The sequence below is a fragment of the Nonomuraea sp. B12E4 genome, from assembly GCF_039871825.1.
Classification (GTDB): domain Bacteria; phylum Actinomycetota; class Actinomycetes; order Streptosporangiales; family Streptosporangiaceae; genus Nonomuraea.
This window is the reverse complement of the sequence record NZ_JBDPME010000013.1, coordinates 181738-199246: the sequence shown is the minus strand read 5'-3', so window position 1 is coordinate 199246 and position 17509 is coordinate 181738. Positions and strand designations below refer to the sequence as shown.

Genomic DNA, 17509 nt, shown 5'->3' with positions numbered 1-17509 from the left:
CCGGTCCGCCGGGTCAGCGGGCGCGGCGGACGATGGAGATCGAGCCAGGCGGGAGCGGCTGGGCGTAGGCGGCCGTCCAGGCGCCGCCCTGGATGCGCTCGAAGGAGAGCAGGCGCCCGTCGGAGGCGCGGTAGTCGGCGAAGTCGAGCAGGCCCCGCTCGGAGTTGCCGGTGTTGCCCTCGCTCCGGAACGCGGCCGTGCCCCGCTCGATCGGGAAGAACTCCACGCCCTCCATGATGAGCATGCTCTTGGCCGGCACCATGCCCTGCGTGGGCACGTCCGTCCAGAGCTGCACCTCCAGGTGCGGCGGCTCGCCCGGAAGCACCTCCACGGACAGCCACTGGTGGCGCCGGGACCGGTCACGCAGCAGGTATTCGGTCCACTGGTTACCCTGCCAGGAGACGTGCATGGCGCCGAGCACGCGCGCGGGAGACCCGTGCACCTCGATCCGGTCGTCGACGCGGATCGTGCGAGGGTCGGTGTAGTCGGAGCCGGCATGTCCGGGCGCGCTCACCGGCGCCGGCAGCGGCGGGGTCTCGACGGGAGCGACCTCGACCGGCGGCGCGCTCGTGCGCCCCTTCCTGTCCTGCCGCAGGGTGGCCAGGAAGGCCCCCAGCAGCAACAGGATGGTGACGATGCTCAGCCCGAGAACGACCATGGAGGTCATGCTCATCGATCAGCTCGCTCCACTCGCGGTCTGCCTCGGCACAAGCCCTTATCAATTTGTTGCGATCACCATGTTTTGCGATCACCGTGTTTGCGATCAACGTGTAAGCGATCAAGCCCGTGCGGCCGGGCTATGACGCGCGATCCTACTGGAGGCGGCGCACTGCCGCACTGATCCGCTCGTCGGTCCCCGTGAGGGCGATGCGGACGTGCCGCCCACCTGCCGGTCCGTAGAACTCGCCGGGCGCGACCAAAATCCCGATTTCGGAAAGCTTGCCGACCTGATCCCAGGCGCTCTGCCCGTTGGAGGCCCAGAAGTAGAGCCCGGCCGTCGAGTGGTCGATGCTCCACCCCGCCTTTTCCAGCGCGGGCCGCAGCAGGGCGCGGCGGGCGGCGTAGAGCTCGCGCTGCCGCTCGGCGTGCTCGTCGTCGGACAGCGCGACCGTCATCGCCACCTGGGCCGGCCGGGGCATGAGCATGCCCGCGTGCTTACGGGTCTCCAGCAACTGCTTGACCAGGACGGGATCGCCCGTCACGAACCCGGTGCGGTAGCCGGCCAGGTTGGAGCGCTTGGAGAGCGAGTGAACCGCGAGCAGCCCCTCGTGGGAGCCCCCGCAGACGTCGGGGTGCAGGATCGAGACGGGTTCGTCCTCCCAGCCGAGCTCGATGTAGCACTCGTCGGAGGCCACGACCGTGCCGCGCTCGCGGGCCCAGGACACGATCTTGCGCAGGTGTTCGGCCGGCAGCACCCGGCCGGTGGGGTTGGCCGGGGAGTTGACCCAGAGCAGGTCCACCTTCTCCGGGCCGAGGGCGAGCGTGCTGTCGGAGGCCGTGCCCACCGCCCCGGCGAGCCGGGCGCCCACGTCGTAGGTGGGGTAGGCCAGCTCGGGGAAGACCACCCGGCCGGCCCCGAGGTAGGTGGGCAGCCAGGCGACGAACTCCTTGGAGCCGATCACCGGGAGCACGTCCCGCTGGTCGACGGTGACGCCGTGCCGGCGGCGCAGCCACGCCGCCGCGGCCTCGCGCAGCTCCTGGGTGCCGTGAGTGAGCGGGTAGCCGGGGCTGTCGGCCGCCCCGGCCAGTGCGTCCTGGACGATCCGCGGCACCGGGTCGACCGGCGTGCCGACCGACAGGTCCACGATGCCCCCTGGATGGGCCAGCGCGCGCTTCTTGTAAGGCTCCAGCCGGTCCCAGGGGAAGTCGGGCAGTTTGTTCACGGTTCTCCAGGGTTGTGCGTGGGCCATGCGAAAGCGCACGCCGACGGGGCGCATCCGGCCCGGATGCCCCCGTGCGTGGCGTGGCGGGACTCGCTAGTGGTCTTCACCCTGCGGCGGCAGAGCGGCCACCACCGGGTGGTCCTTGTCTATCTTGCCGACCTTCGAGGCGCCACCCGGCGAGCCGAGCTCCTCGAAGAAGTCCACGTTCGCCTTGTAGTAGTCCTTCCACTGCTCGGGAAGGTCGTCCTCATAGAAAATCGCCTCGACGGGGCATACAGGCTCACACGCGCCGCAGTCCACGCACTCGTCGGGGTGGATGTAAAGCATGCGCTCGCCCTCGTAGATGCAATCGACGGGGCACTCCTCGATGCACGCCTTGTCCAGGACGTCCACGCAAGGCTGCGCGATGACGTAGGTCACCTCGAGCTCCTTCTTCTCCGCACCATGGCATGACTTCTGACCGCGGTTTGCTAGGCCCTAGTATTGCCGTGCTTGCCAGCTGGCCGAAACGGAGGGTGGCAAACTCGTGTCCGCGCGCCTTGTCATCACCATCACAACTCAGGACATTGGTGCCCGGATCACCACCCGAAGGCGCGTCCCGGGCGGGTTTCGCGATGCGGTCGGGATCCTGGAGTCCTGGGAGGATGGCGTGCTCAATATACGTAAAAAAGATGGCACGCTCGTGGAGATTTTCGCGGAAACGCTGGTCGCGGCCAAGGTCGTTCCGGCCGCGCCTCCTCGACCTCGACCGAAGTAACGGTAAGTATTCGAGCTGTGACCGTACGTACCTGCGCCGCCGCAGCAGCCATCCTCGCCAGCGCCGGATGCGGCGCGTCGTCCACCGAGCCCGACGCGACCGATCCCAAGAAGCTCCCGCCGATCAACGTCCGGGCGGGTTCGATGAAGGCCGGTTTCGGCACCATCGAGCGGCTCGTCGAGGCCGCCAAGCGTGAGGGCCAGCTCAATGTGATCGGGCTGCCCCGCGACTGGGTGAACTACGGCGAGGTCATCGACACCTTCGCCGACAAGTTCGACATCAAAGTCAACGAACTCGAACCGGGCGCGAGCAGCAGACGGGAGCTGGAGGCCGCCCCGAAACTCAGGCCGGACGTGTTCGACCTGACCCTGGACGTCGCCGTCGCCCAGGCGGGCAAGTTCGCCCCGTACAAGGTGGCGGGCTGGCAGGACCTCCCCGACCCGATCAAGGACCCGGCCGGCAACTGGTACGCCGCCTATGGCGGTTACATGTCCATCGGTTACGACCCGCGCGCCGTCAAACCGCCCGCCACCTTCGCCGACCTGCTCAAGCCCGGCTACCGGGTCGCGCTCGACGGCGACCCGCTGCGCTCGGCCTCGGCGTTCGACGGCGTGCTGGCCGCCTCCCTGCGCAACGGGGTACCGCAGGCCTCCCAGGGGGTGGACCTGTTCGCCCGGCTCAAGCAGGAGGGCCGGCTCACCGACCTGACCAAGGCCAACGCCATCGTCGCCTGGGACTACCTGAACGCCGCCCGCAGCGCCCACCAGTCCGACGCCTGGCAGGTGACGATCCCGCGGGACGCGCCGCTCGGCGACTACCGCGTGCAGGCGATCAACAAGGACGCGCCGCATCCGGCCGCCGCCCGTCTCTGGCAGGAGTTCCTCTTCTCCGACGACGGCCAGAACCTGCTCCAGAAGGGTTTCGCCCGCCCGGCCCGGGGCGAGGCCATGCTCATGAGGGGCTCGCTCGACGCCGAGCAGGCGGCGAAACTGCCCAAGGCGCCCGGCCCGCCGGTGCTGGTCACGATCCCGCAGGCCGACGCGGCCAAGGCGTACGTGAAGGAGGAATGGTCCAAGCGCGTGGGGTGAGACCGAAGTGACTTGATATGTCGTAGGGACGTTCAGGCTCTAAAGTGAACAGACAGCACGGCCACGGGGGCCCGATGTCTGACCGAATGAGAGCTGATCGTCTTGCGATACGACACACCGAGCTTGGAGCGGTGGAACAGTCGCGCCTACGACAGCAGCTTCGGCTACGTCTCCACGCAGGGCGCACCCCTGGTCGACCTGCTGGATCCGCGTCCGGGCGAGCGCGTGCTCGACCTCGGGTGCGGGACCGGGGTGCTCACCGCGCAGATCGCCTTCAGGGGCGCGGACGTGCTCGGCATCGACGGCTCGGCCGCGATGATCGAGAAGGCGCTGGCGCAGTATCCCGGGATCAACTTCATCGTCGGTGACGGGCACGACTTCAGCGTCGCGGACCCGTACGACGCGGTGTTCTCCAACGCGGCGCTGCACTGGATGAGCCGCGACCCCGTCACCGTGATAGCGAACGTCCGCGAGGCGCTGCGGCCCGGCGGGCGGTTCATCGGGGAGATGGGCGGGGCGGGCAACTGCGCCGAACTGACCGCCGCGATGCTGACCGCGTGGCGCGAATACGGCCTGCGCGAGCCCGACCTGCCGTGGTACTTTCCCACGCCTGCCGAGTACGCGCGCCACCTTGAGCAGGAGGGCTTCGTGGTCCGGTTGCTCGAATATTTCGATCGGCCGACCCCGCTCGACGAGTGCCCCGGCGGGGCCGCGGACTGGGTGCGCATGTTCGCCGCGTCGGTGCTGGAAGGGCTCCCGCCGGACATCGTGGAGCCCCTGCTCCACCGCGTCAACGAACTGGCCGCACCCGCCCTTCGCAGGGAAACCGGCTGGATGGCGGACTACGTGCGGCTACGCTTTGCGGCGGTTCGGCGTTGATGCGTCGTGCATGATGCGTAGGGCAGATTTGCCGGACTATGGTCTGTTCCGTGGGCGGCGAGTTTATGGCTGCACCGCTGCGGCGGCGTGAGGGGCTGGTGAACGGAACGGGATGAACTTCTGTCTGAGCGACCTCGTACCACCGTTGAGGTGGAGCGACGCGTCGACGATCACGCTGCTCACCGGGCAACCGGACCTGCCGGACGCGTGGTGGCGCAGCCTGCCCATGCCGCACGTCCTGGCGGCCATCGGCCCCGAGCCGCTGGGTGAGCTGCTGACGGAAATCGCCCTGGAGCACTGGCCCGCGGCCGCGGTGGGCGACGTCATGCCGGCATTGCACGTGCTGGACCCGGAGGAGGCCGACGAGCCCGCCGTCGCGATCGCGCTCGACCGGGCCGGATCGTGGGCCGGGCTGCTGGCGCTGACCAGCAGGCAGCTCGTGGACCAGCCCTTCATCAAGGCGCGGCCGGTGCTGAACACACTGTTCACGGCGGTCCTGGCGCGGCTGGCGCACCCGGTGCAGTGGCACGCCCCCGTCGAGGCCGGTGCCGCGTCCGACGCCTCCCCGGCGCTGGTGCCGGTGCCGGTTCCGCACGACGCTCCGCTCCAGGAGTGCCCGGACGCCGGCGAGCCCGCGCGTGACGAGGAGCCCTCGCCCGCCGCCGGAGTGCCTGAGCCGGTCGCTCACGTGCCGGAGCATGCTCCGGAGGCCGAAGAGCCGGGCCGGGAGGCGGTCGCGGCCGAGCGGGCCGCTGAGCCGCTCGAGGAGGAGGTCCCGCACGAGCCCGTGGCGCAGTTCCCCGCCGTCGTGGCCGAGCGGGAGGCCACCGGGGACGAGCCCCATGAGGGCGCGCCCGAGCGGTGGGCCGCCGCGGCCGACCAGCCCGAGGCCGGGGCCGAAGGCGCGGAGCGGGCGCCCGAGTACGACACCGCCGACGAGCCCGCGCCCGAGCCCGCCGAGGAGGTCGCCCACCAGGAGGCGGCCGGGGAAGAGGCGCCGGAGCAGGAGCCCGCCCACCAAGAGGAGCCGGTCGCCGAGGGCGCGGACGGAGACGCCGAGCCGGCCCACGCCGCCGCCCCCGGAGAACAGCACGAGGAGCAGCCCCCGGACCACGAGCTGGCCGGGCTCATCGAGGCCGCGTTCGCCGGGCTCGACGACAAGAGCTGGGCAGTCGCACAGAACCGGGTCTTCACCGACCAGCCCTCCGCCGTCGACCAGCTCGCCAAGCTCTTCGCCGTCCCCCCGGCCGAGATCACCGCCACCGAGTACGAGCTCCGCACCCGCCTCGACCAGTGGCTGGGCAGCGACGAGGCGGCCCCGTACCGCGCCCACCTGGACGAGCTGCGCAGGACGATCGGCCCGGCGGCGCCCAAGGATCAGCTCATCGGCGCCGCCGACTGGCACAACATGGAGATCCGCGCGCTGGAGGTGCCCGCCTGGCAGTTCGTGCTGGCGACGCTCCCGCCGGAGCTCCCACCGCCCCCGCTGCCCCGGCGCAAACCGCCGGCCGGGGCGCAGTCGGCGTTCGGGCCGGTCCAGACGCCGCCTCCGGGCCTGCCGCAGTTCCAGGCGTTCACCCCGGTGACGCCTCCGGCGGCGGAGGTCAACGGGGCTCCGGACGAGGACGAGGACGAGGACGACGGGGCCGACCAGCCGCTCAAGGACGTCTCCCAGACCAGGCGCTGCTTCCGGCAGCCCGACGGCCGGTGGTGGTTGCGGATCGACGTGACGGCCGAGCAACTGGCCGGGGGCGAGTGCCCGTTGCCGACCGGGTTCGCGACGTACCTGGACCTGTCGCCCGGCGAGACGAGGACGGTCAGGAGCGCCGCGGGAGAGCTGACGATGACCTGGCACGGCAGACCGGTGCTGCAGTCCATCGAGCGCCTCCTGGTGGACGTGGGAGCGCGCGAGGGCGGGCACCTCTTCCTGACGCTGTCGGACGAGGGCGTGCTACGGGCCAGGCACCTGCCGGTCGCCGCGCAGGGCGCGGAGCAGATCACCAAGGCGCTCCGCCTGGTCGGGTACACGGCCCCGGGCGGCACCCGGGACCAGGCGGCCAGGGTGATCGCCACCAGGATCGGCCTGACCGGACCGGTGAGCCTGCCAGAGCTGTTCACCAGGCTCCGCGAACGCGGCGACCGCGACCTGCTCGCTCTCTTGGACTGAGCCGGTGCCGCGGCTCGCGATCGGCCCTGAGTTTCCCAGGGAGCTCAGCGCACTGGCCCAGCCGGTGCGCAGGGACGCCGTGGTCGCGCTGCGCCGATTCCTGCTGAACGTGGCCGGCGCCCCGCACCCCGAGCGGGTCAGGGGCGGCCGGGATCCCCGGGTCGCGACGCTGCGCCTGGCCGAGAGGCACCGCGGGGTGGTGGTGCGGCACCGTGACGTCTACTGGCTGCGTACGGTGCTGCCCGACCCCGACGCCTGGTCGTACGCCCGCCGCCACCGCTACGGCGTCAACCCGGTGCTCGGCGTCGTCGAGGTGTGGGACGCCGAGGCTCTGGAACGGGTCGAGCCCGCATTACGCCGGTCGGCCCGGTCGCCGGGGCTGTTCGACCCGATCTGCGACGGCGACCTGCTGGCGCTCGGCCTGGACGGGCAGGCGCTGCCGCTGTTCAGGCTGATCACGACCGAGGCCGACGTCGCCGCGCTCGAACCCCTGCTGCCGCCCACCCAGCACGCCCCGCTCGCCGTGCTGGCCCGCGGCGGCTCGCTCGCGGAGGCCTGGCGGGAACTGGACGCCTGGCGCGTGTCCGGCAGCACCTGCCGGACGACCGCACGAAACGACCGGAGCCGGCCCGACAACCCGGTCAGCGGGCCGGGCGGCGGGCCCGTCGACACCGAGGACCTGCACGCGGCGCTGCTGCGCAGCCCCGACCGGGCGGCCTTCGTGCCCGGCAAGCTGGAGCTCGACCGGGTGCTGAAGGCGCCGGCCTGGTGCACGTTCCCGCACCCGCCGCAGCACCGGCTGGCGCGGGCCGCCCGCTACGAGCAGCCGGTGCTGGTCGTGGGCGGGGCGGGCACCGGCAAGACGGTCATCGCCCTGCACCGCGCCGCCCACCTGGCCGCGCACGGCAGCGGGCCGGTGCTGCTGGTCACGTTCTCGCAGGGGCTGGCCGACGAGCTGGCCGCGCGGCTGGACGAGCTGATCGAGGACGAGGTCATACGCAAGCGGGTCGAAGTGGACAACCCCGAACGCCTGGTCATGCGGATCGTGACCGCCTCGGAGGGCCGCCGCCCCTCGCTGGTCGGCCCCGGGGCACGCTCGCTGGCCGAACTGACGGACGAGGCGACCAGGCTGCTGTCCCGGGATACCGGAGATCTGCTCGATGATGTGGAGCCGGGACGCAAGCCGTACCGTCACATCATTGTGGACGAGGCTCAGGACGTCAGCCCGGCGCAGTGGCGGCTGCTGCGCGCGGCGGCGCCGCACGCGCATGACGACCTGTTCGTGGTCGGCGACCCGCACCAGCGGATCACCGACACGCGGGTGGTGCTCGGCGCGGTCGGCATCCCCGCCGTCCAGCACACGCTCAACCTCTCCCACCGCCTGCCCCAGGAGTTGCTGTCGTTCGTGATCCGGCTGCGCGGCGGCGGCCCCGCCAGCGGCCTGGTCAAGGGCATGACGGCCATGTACGGGCTGCGTTCGGAGCGAAACGGCGACCGCCCGGTCGTCCTGGCCTACGACACCCCCGAGGCGGAGCTGGCCGGGCTGCGGGCCACCATCGAGTCGTGGCTGGCGGACGGCGTGCCCGCGGACGAGCTGGCCGTCGGCGCCCGGAACGCCGGGCTGGTCCGCGACGCCAAGCGGGCGCTGGACGGCCTCGACGTACGGGTGGCGACCTTCTCCCAGCTCAAGGGACTGGAGTTCGAGCGGGTGGCGCTCATCGGCGTGACGGAGGGCGTCGTGCCCGAGCCGCCGCCGGCCGACCCTGACGCTCGGGCTCGTGCCCTGCAGCGCGAACGGAGCATACTGTTCGTCGCCTGCACTCGTGCCCGGACGATGCTCTATATCTCCCATTCCGGAAGGGGAAGCCCGTTTCTACCCCTCTGATCACATAGTCTGAACTGCGGATATACTCCCACAGCCGGTTGGACCTCAATGAACCTCAGCCTGAGCGACCTCGCGCCACCACTGCGCTGGACCTCCCCTGGTCAGATAGCGCCGATCGTGGAGGAGCCCCAGCTGCCCGAGGCCTGGTGGCAGGCGATTCCTCTCGACCGTGCGTGCGCCATCGTGGGGACGCAAACCGTGGCGGGCCACTTCACCGAACTGGCCGTGGCCTGCTGGGGTCATCTGCTGCTCGGCGACATCCTGCCGCTGCTGCGCTTCTCCGACCCCGCCGAGGCCGAGCGCACTCCCGAGATGCTCGGCAAGGACGTGGTACAGAAGCTGTTCACCGGCGTCTTCGAGCGGCTGCTCGAACCCGTGCCGGAGGCGGTGCCCGCGCCGTCCAGGCCGGACAAGCCGCTGCCCGAGCTGATCGACGAGTTGTTCGGGGCGATGGACGACCGGCAGCGGGCCATCGCGCGCGACCGCCTGTACGCGGCGCAGCGGGTCACGCTGGACGAGCTGGCGCAGCGGTTCTCCGTGACGCGGGAGCGGATCAGGCAGATCGAGCGCGACCTGCGCGACCACGTGGAGTCCTGGCTGGGCGGCCCCGAGGCGAGCGCGCTGGCCACGCACGTCAACTGGCTGCGGGGCCGGCTGGGCTCGGCGGCGCCGGCCGACGACCTGCAGGCCGCCGTGCCGTGGCACCGGGCCGAGCTGCGCTCGCTGGGGATCCCGGTCTGGCGGTTCGTCCGTACGCTGCTGACCGGCTACGAGCAGGCCGACGGATGGCTGGTGGCGGGTGGGGCCGACGAGCTGAGGGAGAAGACGCGCCAGCTCTTCGCCGACGGGCCGCACCCGCTCGGCGAGGCCGTGACCATGGTGACCCAGCTCGGCGTGCGCGAGGACGTGGCCGAGCGATGGATCGTCGCCGTGCCCCAGCTCCGCGTGCTGGGGCAACATGTGGTGCCATGGCCGCGCAGCATCAACGAGAAGGCCGAGGCGGTGCTGGCGGTGGCGGGCGCGCCGCTGTCCCCGGAGGAGATCCAGGAGCGCATCGGCGAGGACTACAGCCTGGTCGGCATCCGCAACCAGCTCACCGCCGACGACCGGTTCCGCCGGGTGGACCGGAACAAGTACGGCCTGACCCGGTGGGGCGGCGACGAGTACCTGGGGATCAGGGAGATGATCGCCAGGGAGATCGAGCGGGCCGGCGGCGAGGCCTCCGTGAGCACGATCGTGGCCAACCTGACCTCGCGTTACGAGGTGAGCGAGAGCTCGGTGCGAGCCTACTCGGGCGGGCCCGGGTTCGAGCGCACGCAGCGGGGCTGGATCCGCGTGGCGGGGACCGCTCCTGGCGGCGAGTCGGAGCCGTACCAGCCGCGCAAGGACGTGTCGCTGACCCGGCGCAGCTTCCGCTCCCGCGACGGACGCTGGTGGCACCGGGTGGACGTCAACGCCGAGCACCTGCGTGGCTCGGGGTCGCCGCTGCCCACCGGGTTCGCGGCCTACCTGGGCATGGCGCCGGGCGGGCAGCTCACCGCCTCCTCACCGTCCGGTGACGTGGTCATCAGCTGGCACAACCAGCCGACCATGGGATCGATCCGCAACGTGCTGGCCGACTTCAAGGCGAGCGAGGGCGACCACGTGTTCCTGACCGTGTCGGACGGGGGCGAGCTGCTGACCCGCTACCTGCCCGCCGCCCCGGTCGGGCTGCCGCCGGTGAACCGGGCGCTCTACCTCATCGGGATCACGGCTCCCGTCAACTCGGAGATCGAGGGGTTGCGGCTGATCGGGGCCAGGATCGGGGTGTCCGACTTCGCCACCCGCGACGAGATCCTGGAACGCCTGCGCGAACGCGGCGACCGCGACATCCTCGGCTTCCTGGGCGGGTGACGCGCGGGCGTTCCCGGTTTCCCGGGCGGATGGCGGCGGATAGGCTCGGGTAGGTGCTGCGGATCTACGACACGCGGGCCCGGCAGGTCGAGGAGATCGCCGCCGGGCGGGCGCTGCGGATTTACTCGTGCGGGCCGACCGTCTACCGGCACGCGCACGTGGGCAACCTGCGCACCTACCTGATGTCCGACCTGATCAGGCGGGTGCTGGAGCTGCGCCGGGTGCGCGTGCTGGCCTGCCGCAACATCACCGACGTGGGCCACCTCTCCGACGAGGGCGTGGACAAGGTCGTCGCGCAGGCCCAGGCCGAGGGCCGTTCGGTGCGGGAGCTGGCCCGTTCCTACGAGGACGCCTTCGTCGCCGACACCGCCACGCTCAACCTCCGCCCGCCGGAGCACTCCCCCCGGGCCTCGGAGACGATCGAGCTGATGGTCGAGCTGATCGCCAAGCTGGTCGAGCGGGGGCACGCGTACGCGGTGCCGGACGGGTCGGTGTTCTTCGACGTACGGACATTTCCGACTTACGGCGAGATTTCCGGAAATCGACTCGACGCGCTCAAGCCCGCTCACCGCATCGACGCCGTCGACTCCCGCAAGCGTTTCCACGCCGACTGGTCCCTGTGGAAACCGGCCGACGGCGAGCTGAGCTGGGAGACGCCGTGGGGACGGGGCTTCCCGGGGTGGCACGTGGAGTGCTCGGCCATGTCGCTGCGCTACCTGGGCACCAGCTTCGAGATCCACACCGGCGGAATCGACCTGCGCTTCCCGCACCATGAGGACGAGCGCGCCCAGTCCGACTCGGCGGCCGGGCACGAGGTGGTGCGGCACTGGGTGCACGGGGAGCACCTGCTGTTCGACGGCCGCAAGATGGCCAAGTCCACCGGCAACGTGGTGCTGCTGTCCGACGTGGTCGCGGCCGGGCTCGACCCGCTCGCGGTGCGGCTGGCGTTCCTGGAGCACCGCTACCGGCAGCAGCTCAACCTGACATGGGACACGCTGCGCGCCGCCGACCGCACGCTGCGCAGGTGGCGGTCGCGGGTGGCCGGGTGGGCGGAGTCCGTCAGCGCCCCCATGGCCGCCGACCACGTCCAGCGGATGGAGGCCGCCTTCGAGGACGATCTGGACACACCGGCGGCCCTGCGCATCCTGCGCGAGCTCGAACGCGAGGAGTCGGTGCCGCCGGGGGCCAAGTTCGAGGCGTTCCTGCACGTGGACCAGGTGCTGGCCCTGGACCTGTCGAAGGAGATCGGCCGGGCACCCACGCTGCCGCCGGGCGCGGGAGAGCTCCTGACGACACGGGAGCGAGCCCGCGAGGACCAGAACTGGGACACGGCCGACCGGCTCCGGGACGAGCTGGCCGAGCTGGGCGTCCGCGTGTCCGACACCCCCGACGGCCAGACCTGGTCCCTCTCCTGAAGCCGGACCAAGGCTGGGGACATACGGGTCGATACTGGTGAGCTCGCCTATTCCTACAGGGTGAGCTTCACCGCCGAGGATACGTTGTGCTTAGCCGTGAGGGCGATCGGAGCCTCGGGGCGCACGAACATGCCCCACGTTCGCGATGTACTCGCCGCAGTGGTGCGCCCGGCCCTCCACATGCCCGCTTAGCGCCTCACCTGCCAGCCGGGACAGGGACCGCTGCAGAAACGAACGCGGCGTGCTCGGCGGGGACGTTGTTGGGACGCGCAGGGATCATGCCTTATGACGTCATGTCCTAGCCAGTTAATCGCGGAGCTCGTCTCTTCAATCCTGACCGGTCCGGGGCCTTCGCAGTTCCGGTCAGGCGACGCGTTGCCAGGTGTCCCCGAAGTCGGCGATGACCTTCAGCTCTCCGCCCAGGGCATGGATGTACAGGCTGAGGGTGGCCAGTTCGGCGATGGATCCGTTCTCGATCGCCGAGACGCGCTGCTGGGACACCCCCATCGCCTCCGCCACCTCGGCTTGGGTCAGCCCGACCTTCTTGCGCATCTCAGCCAGGAACCCCCCGCGCACCTGGGCCATCCGGCGCTCCCGTGCCTCCTCCAACGCCTGCCGGTCGTCGGGGTGGACGAACTCGGTGATGAACTCCTCACGCGTGTAGGAATGAAACTCAGTGCTCATGGCAACTCCTTCAGATACGCCTGATACCACTGCTCGGCCAGCGGGACGGCTTGTCGATACCAATGGTTCCATTGCCCGGACTTGTCGCCCGCGATCAGCAGGACCGCGTTGCGGAGAGGATCGAAGATGAACAGGATCCGCACTTCGCTGGTTCCGCTGGACCCGGGCCGCAACTCTTCGAGGTTGTGCAGGTCGGAGCCGCTGATCCGATCCACCAAGGGGCGTCCCAGGGCCGGACCCTCATCCAAGAGTCGATCGATGGCCTCGGCCACCAGCCTCCGCGTCACCGGATCTCCAGTACGCAACTCGTGGAGCCAGTCGCGTACCTGGGTGGTCAACACCAGTCGATATACCATCCGCCCTCCAGACACAACAATCTTATTGTACGCCGAGAAGGGCGAGTGAACTCCCGCTTCCGATGCCCAGGATCCCAGCGTCTGCGGATCGCCGTGCGTGATTCCAAAGCCCCGGACGGCCCCATGCCGCACTTCACCCTTTCGGAGCGGGAAGCCTTCGCCGAGGGGTGATCGACGGCGAGTTCGACGCGCTTGCGTCATGAAGCTCCTCGGCGAGTTCAACGACCTGGGCGGAATATCTGGTTGTCTTATGCGCACAACGCCCGATCGCATGCCGGTCGGGCGTTCTGCATGCTGGGGCCTGTTTGCCCGCCATAATCCAGTGCGGAGCGCCGGCCCGCAAAACCCAGCCCGCCGCCTCACGTTTCCCGGTCAGCAGTGGGTGGGCGAGAGCGGGGTTTCTGGGCGGGCTTCGGACTGTCCTTCTGGCAATCGGGCCACGAGTGGACTGCTGGCGGGCGGGTTTCTGGGTGGGGCCAGACGGGCAATCACCTCGGCGGGCAACGGGTGAGTGATGGGGCCGGAGGCGCGGGGGTGCGCCGGTTGGCGCCTGAATGGAGACGGTCTGAGCTCCGTGCGCGGAGCGCGTGCTCGCGAAGCCCTTTTGTGCTCGGGGGTCCACGTGTGCGGACTGAGGAGTGAGCTTGGGCTGGGAGACTTGAAGGCCAGTTCGGTGATTGGAGGTGTCGGTGAGGCCGTACGCGTGGATGCCGTGGCCGTGGCGGTGGCTTGCTCGGGTGGTGAGCGTGCTGCTCGCGCTGGCCCTCGTGCTGGCGGGGGTCCTCGTGTACACGGTGCGCAGGTCGTTCCCACAGGTGGATGGGTCGCTGCGGTTACCTGGTTTGTCGGGGAGTGTGGAGATTTATCGCGATAAATCAGGAATCCCGCACATCTATGCCGACACCGCCGCGGACCTGTTCATGGCCCAGGGGTTCGTCCACGCTCAGGACCGCTTCTACGAGATGGACTTCCGCCGCCACACCACCGCCGGCCGGCTGTCCGAGCTGTTCGGCCCGTCCACGCTCGAAAACGACAAGGCCCTGCGGACCATGGGCTGGCGCCGGGTCGCCGCGCAGGAGCTGCCTGGGCTGGCCCAGGAGACCCAGGACCTGCTGAACGCGTACACCAAGGGCGTCAACGCCTGGCTCGCCGCCAACCCGAAGGCGTCCGACCGCAGCCTCGAATACTCCGTCCTGAAGCTGCAGAACGGTTCCTACCAGCCGGAGAAGTGGACCCCGGTCGACTCCCTGGCGTGGCTCAAGGCCATGGCGTGGGACCTGCGCTCCAACCTGGAGGACGAGATCGACCGGGCGCTCGCGCTGACGAAACTGCCCAGGGAGCGGGTCGACCAGCTCTACCCCGGCTACCCCTACGACCGGCACTCCCCCATCGTCACCCAGGGCGCGATCCAGCGGGGCCGCTTCGACCAGCTCGCGGTGCCGCGCCAGCGGGCCGCCACGGCGCTCAACCAGGCCGCCAAGACGCTCGACGCCGTGCCTGACATGCTGGGCACGGGCGACGGCGACGGCATCGGCTCGAACTCGTGGGTGATCTCCGGCGAGCACACCGCCAGCGGCAAGCCGCTGCTGGCCAACGACCCTCACCTCGCGCCGCAGATGCCCTCCGTCTGGTATCAGGTCGGGCTGCACTGCCGGAAGGTCACGGCCGAGTGCCCGTACGACGTGACGGGGTTCTCCTTCTCCGGCGTGCCCGGTGTGATCATCGGGCACACGGGTAAGGTCGCCTGGGGCTTCACGAACCTGGCTCCCGACGTGGCCGACCTGTTCCTGGAGCAGGTGGACGGGGAGACATACCTGTACAAGGGCCAGCAGCTCAAGCTGGAGACCCGGCAGGAGCAGATCAAGGTGGCGGGCCGCGCGCCCGTCACGATCAATGTCCGGAGCACCCGGCACGGGCCGCTGATCAACGACGTGATCGGCGACGCCAGACCGAGCGGCGAGGCGAACGCGGTGGCCTTACAGTGGACGGCGCTGACCCCCGGCCGCACGGCCGACGCCATCTTCGCCCTGAACAAGGCGGGCGACTGGGACGAGTTCAAGGCCGCGGCGGCGCTGTTCGACGTGCCGGCCCAGAACCTGGTCTACGCCGACACCTCCGGCAGGATCGGCTACCAGGCCCCCGGGCGCATCCCCGTACGCGAGAACGGCGACGGCACCTGGCCGGTGCCGGGCTGGACCGGCGAGTACGACTGGAAGACCGCGCCCATCCCCTACGACGAGCTGCCCTCGGTGGAGGACCCGGCCGACGGCTTCATCGTCACGGCCAACAACGCCGTCATCGACCCCGCCCGCTACCGGCCGCTGCTGACCAAGGACTGGTCGTACGGCTACCGTTCCCAGCGCATCCGCGACCGCGTCGAGAAGGCCATCGGGGACGGCAAGGTGGACGCGAGGACCATGTCGGAAATCCAGCAGGACACCTACAACGGGTTCGCGGAGACGCTGGTCCCGGCGCTGATGCGGGTGGACCTGGCCGGGCCGAGCGTCCAGGCCAGGCAGTTGCTCGACAAGTGGGACGGCATGCAGGGGCTCGACTCCGCCGCGGCCGCGTACTTCAACGCCGTCTGGCGGCAGGTGCTCGTGCTGACGTTTGACGACGACCTGCCGCCCGCGGCCCAGCCCAGCGGCGGCGACCGCTGGTACGAGGTGATCCGGGGGCTGCTCGACCGCCCGGACGACCCGTTCTGGGACGACGTGACGACGAAGAACCGCGAGGAGACCCGGGACGACATCCTGCGGCAGGCGATGGCCTCGGCCTACCAGGAGCTGTCCGAGCGGCTGGGTGACGACATCGCGGCGTGGCGCTGGGGCGACCTGCACCAGTTGGAGCTGGTCAACGGCTCTCTGGGCGCTTCGGGGATAGCACCGGTCGAGGCGCTGTTCAACCGCGGTCCGCTCGCGGTGCCGGGCAGCAAGGACGCCGTCAACGCCACCGGATGGAACGTCCAGCGCGACTACACGGTCAACGCCCTCCCGTCGATGCGCATGATCGTCGATCTGTCGGACCTGGACAAGTCCCAGTGGATCAACCTGATGGGCGCCTCCGGCCACGCCTTCCACACCAACTACTGGGACCAGGCGCAGACCTGGGCCAGAGGCGACCTGCTGCCGATGCGCTCCAGCCCCGAGTCGGTCAAGAAGGCCGCCGCCCACACCCTCAAGCTGAACCCGTGACCACCGCCCGGGTGTCACCCGCTGCGTCGCCACCGCCGCTCGTCCAGTTCGTCCCGCTTGGTCAGGACGACGTTCCCGACCGTGAAGGCTCCCGCGATGGGGAACCGGTAGCGGTAGCCGACGGCGAGGATGAGGCCATTGGGGCCAGATTGCCTGGTCGCGCGCCCGATGACTGAGATCAGCAGACCGAGCGGAGTGGCGAGGTTCAAGTAGTTTGCCGCACGCCGGAACCGGAAGCGCCTGTCCATGCGTCTCACCCTTGACCAATCTTGACAAGTCGGAATAACGATCCCAGTGTCCTGAAATCTCCCCAAAGAGCAGGATTATGAGATTCTCCATCCTGGGCGCGCTGCTCGGTACCGTCGCACTCGCAGGAGCCGGCGGGCTTGCGATCACCCAGACGTCAGCGTCCGATCCCATCCGATCCGATGACGGCCGCGTTGGCCTGCTAGGCGCGCAAGTGGCCTTGACCACCAACGATCCGACCACGAGTTCCACCCCGACGACGACGCCCACCACTGAGGATTACGTCGCCACCACCAAGGTGGTCAAGCGACGGGGTGTCTCCTATCTGGATGTCTCCATCACCTCTCCCACCGCGGCCTTCTTCTCGGTCAAGCAGAGGGTGTGCCAGGGCAGGTCGTGCAAGACGACCAGCGCCGACGTCGCGGTCACCACAGGCGAGGGCCAGGCTTCGAAGAGGCTTGGCTGGGGCTCGTACAAGAAGCGCGGTAAGGCGAGCGTCGGCATGGTGCCCCTGCCTACCGTGACGGTGACCGAGCAGGTGCCGGTCCCCGGTCCGACGGCCACGGTGACGTTCACGTGCCAGCCGAGCGTCGAGCCGACGGAGACGTTGCCGCCGACGGACACGCCGCCGCCGACGGACGTCCCGACCAACCCCACGGACGTCCCCACGGACGTCCCCACGGACGTCCCCACGGACACGGCCTCGCCGACGGACACCCCGCCGGTCACCGAGACCCCGACCGAAACGCCGACTGACACCCCGACCGAGACGCCCACCGAGACGCCCACCGAGACTCCTACCGGGACGCCGACCGACACCGTGTCCCCGCCCGTGGAGCCCACGGAGGAGATCCCCACGTGCCCGCCGGCGGAGCCGACCGAGCTGCCGACCGAGGAGCCCACTGACGTCCCGACGGACACGACGTCGCCCACGGACACCAGCGTCCCGACCGACACCAGCGTCCCGACCGACACCAGCGTGCCCACCGACACCGCGACCACCGAACCCACGGAAACGCCCACCGCTCCCGCCCAGTGACGCGGAGATGTGACGATCGATGA

15 protein-coding genes are annotated in these 17509 nt (G+C 70.2%); 9 read left to right on the top strand and 6 right to left on the bottom strand.

Annotated elements, in window-relative coordinates; genetic code table 11:
- Positions 1–13: 13 nt before the first annotated feature.
- The 3 genes from ABGB18_RS27900 to fdxA all read right to left on the bottom strand — a co-directional run bounded on the left by ABGB18_RS27900 (position 14) and on the right by fdxA (position 2303).
- Entirely contained in the window at positions 14–673 is a 660-nt protein-coding gene (locus ABGB18_RS27900) for a DUF4178 domain-containing protein (protein ID WP_347698568.1), read from the bottom strand.
- Between the two features lie 139 nt (positions 674–812).
- Entirely contained in the window at positions 813–1883 is a 1071-nt protein-coding gene (dapC, locus tag ABGB18_RS27895) for a succinyldiaminopimelate transaminase (RefSeq protein ID WP_347698567.1), read from the bottom strand.
- Between the two features lie 93 nt (positions 1884–1976).
- Positions 1977–2303, bottom strand: a complete 327-nt coding sequence (gene fdxA, locus ABGB18_RS27890; protein WP_347698566.1) for a ferredoxin — start codon at positions 2301–2303, stop codon at positions 1977–1979.
- Between the two features lie 106 nt (positions 2304–2409).
- Here fdxA and ABGB18_RS27885 point away from each other — a divergent pair, with 106 nt between their 5' ends.
- The 7 genes from ABGB18_RS27885 to cysS all read left to right on the top strand — a co-directional run bounded on the left by ABGB18_RS27885 (position 2410) and on the right by cysS (position 11967).
- Entirely contained in the window at positions 2410–2640 is a 231-nt protein-coding gene (locus ABGB18_RS27885) for a hypothetical protein (RefSeq protein WP_347698565.1), read from the top strand.
- Positions 2641–2657: 17 nt separating this feature from the next.
- Positions 2658–3728 carry an ABC transporter substrate-binding protein gene (locus ABGB18_RS27880; protein WP_347698564.1) on the top strand — a complete coding sequence of 357 codons (1071 nt, stop codon included), beginning with the start codon at positions 2658–2660 and terminating at the stop codon, positions 3726–3728.
- 102 nt (positions 3729–3830) lie between these two features.
- Complete coding sequence (locus ABGB18_RS27875; protein WP_347698563.1) at positions 3831–4607, top strand: class I SAM-dependent methyltransferase; 777 nt, start codon at positions 3831–3833, stop codon at positions 4605–4607.
- Positions 4608–4719: 112 nt separating this feature from the next.
- Entirely contained in the window at positions 4720–6774 is a 2055-nt protein-coding gene (locus tag ABGB18_RS27870; protein ID WP_347698562.1) for a hypothetical protein, read from the top strand.
- A 4-nt stretch (positions 6775–6778) separates the two neighbouring features.
- On the top strand, positions 6779–8659 hold the full coding sequence (locus tag ABGB18_RS27865; RefSeq protein ID WP_347698561.1) for a UvrD-helicase domain-containing protein: 1881 nt from the start codon (positions 6779–6781) through the stop codon (positions 8657–8659).
- Positions 8660–8776: 117 nt separating this feature from the next.
- Positions 8777–10552: a sigma factor-like helix-turn-helix DNA-binding protein gene (locus ABGB18_RS27860; protein ID WP_347698560.1), complete on the top strand. Its 1776-nt coding sequence runs from the start codon at positions 8777–8779 to the stop codon at positions 10550–10552.
- A 53-nt stretch (positions 10553–10605) separates the two neighbouring features.
- Entirely contained in the window at positions 10606–11967 is a 1362-nt protein-coding gene (gene cysS / locus ABGB18_RS27855) for a cysteine--tRNA ligase (RefSeq protein ID WP_347698559.1), read from the top strand.
- A 363-nt stretch (positions 11968–12330) separates the two neighbouring features.
- Here the strand turns inward: cysS and ABGB18_RS27850 are convergent, their stop codons facing one another.
- The gene (locus tag ABGB18_RS27850; RefSeq protein ID WP_347698558.1) at positions 12331–12651 is read right to left on the bottom strand and encodes a helix-turn-helix transcriptional regulator; all 321 of its coding nucleotides are present in this window, start codon (positions 12649–12651) and stop codon (positions 12331–12333) included.
- Positions 12648–12992 carry a type II toxin-antitoxin system RelE/ParE family toxin gene (locus tag ABGB18_RS27845; RefSeq protein ID WP_347698557.1) on the bottom strand — a complete coding sequence of 115 codons (345 nt, stop codon included), beginning with the start codon at positions 12990–12992 and terminating at the stop codon, positions 12648–12650. Before ABGB18_RS27845 ends, ABGB18_RS27850 begins: the two co-directional genes overlap by 4 nt.
- A 722-nt stretch (positions 12993–13714) precedes the next feature.
- Between ABGB18_RS27845 and ABGB18_RS27840 the strand changes: the two genes are divergently transcribed.
- A complete protein-coding gene (locus ABGB18_RS27840; protein ID WP_347698624.1) occupies positions 13715–16201 on the top strand; it encodes a penicillin acylase family protein in 2487 nt (828 codons plus the stop codon).
- A gap of 14 nt (positions 16202–16215) precedes the next feature.
- Here the strand turns inward: ABGB18_RS27840 and ABGB18_RS27835 are convergent, their stop codons facing one another.
- The gene (locus tag ABGB18_RS27835; protein ID WP_347698556.1) at positions 16216–16449 is read right to left on the bottom strand and encodes a hypothetical protein; all 234 of its coding nucleotides are present in this window, start codon (positions 16447–16449) and stop codon (positions 16216–16218) included.
- Between the two features lie 212 nt (positions 16450–16661).
- Here ABGB18_RS27835 and ABGB18_RS27830 point away from each other — a divergent pair, with 212 nt between their 5' ends.
- On the top strand, positions 16662–17486 hold the full coding sequence (locus ABGB18_RS27830; RefSeq protein ID WP_347698555.1) for a hypothetical protein: 825 nt from the start codon (positions 16662–16664) through the stop codon (positions 17484–17486).
- The last annotated feature ends 23 nt before the right edge of the window (positions 17487–17509 follow it).

Bases quoted from the DNA above. Each gene is read 5' to 3' on its own strand.
- ABGB18_RS27835 (WP_347698556.1), bottom strand. From the start codon at position 16,449: ATGGACAGGCGCTTCCGGTTCCGGCGTGCGGCAAACTACTTGAACCTC.
- ABGB18_RS27870 (WP_347698562.1), top strand. From the start codon at position 4,720: ATGAACTTCTGTCTGAGCGACCTCGTACCACCGTTGAGGTGGAGCGAC.
- ABGB18_RS27850 (WP_347698558.1), bottom strand. From the start codon at position 12,651: ATGAGCACTGAGTTTCATTCCTACACGCGTGAGGAGTTCATCACCGAG.
- ABGB18_RS27840 (WP_347698624.1), top strand. From the start codon at position 13,715: ATGCCGTGGCCGTGGCGGTGGCTTGCTCGGGTGGTGAGCGTGCTGCTC.
- ABGB18_RS27900 (WP_347698568.1), bottom strand. From the start codon at position 673: ATGAGCATGACCTCCATGGTCGTTCTCGGGCTGAGCATCGTCACCATC.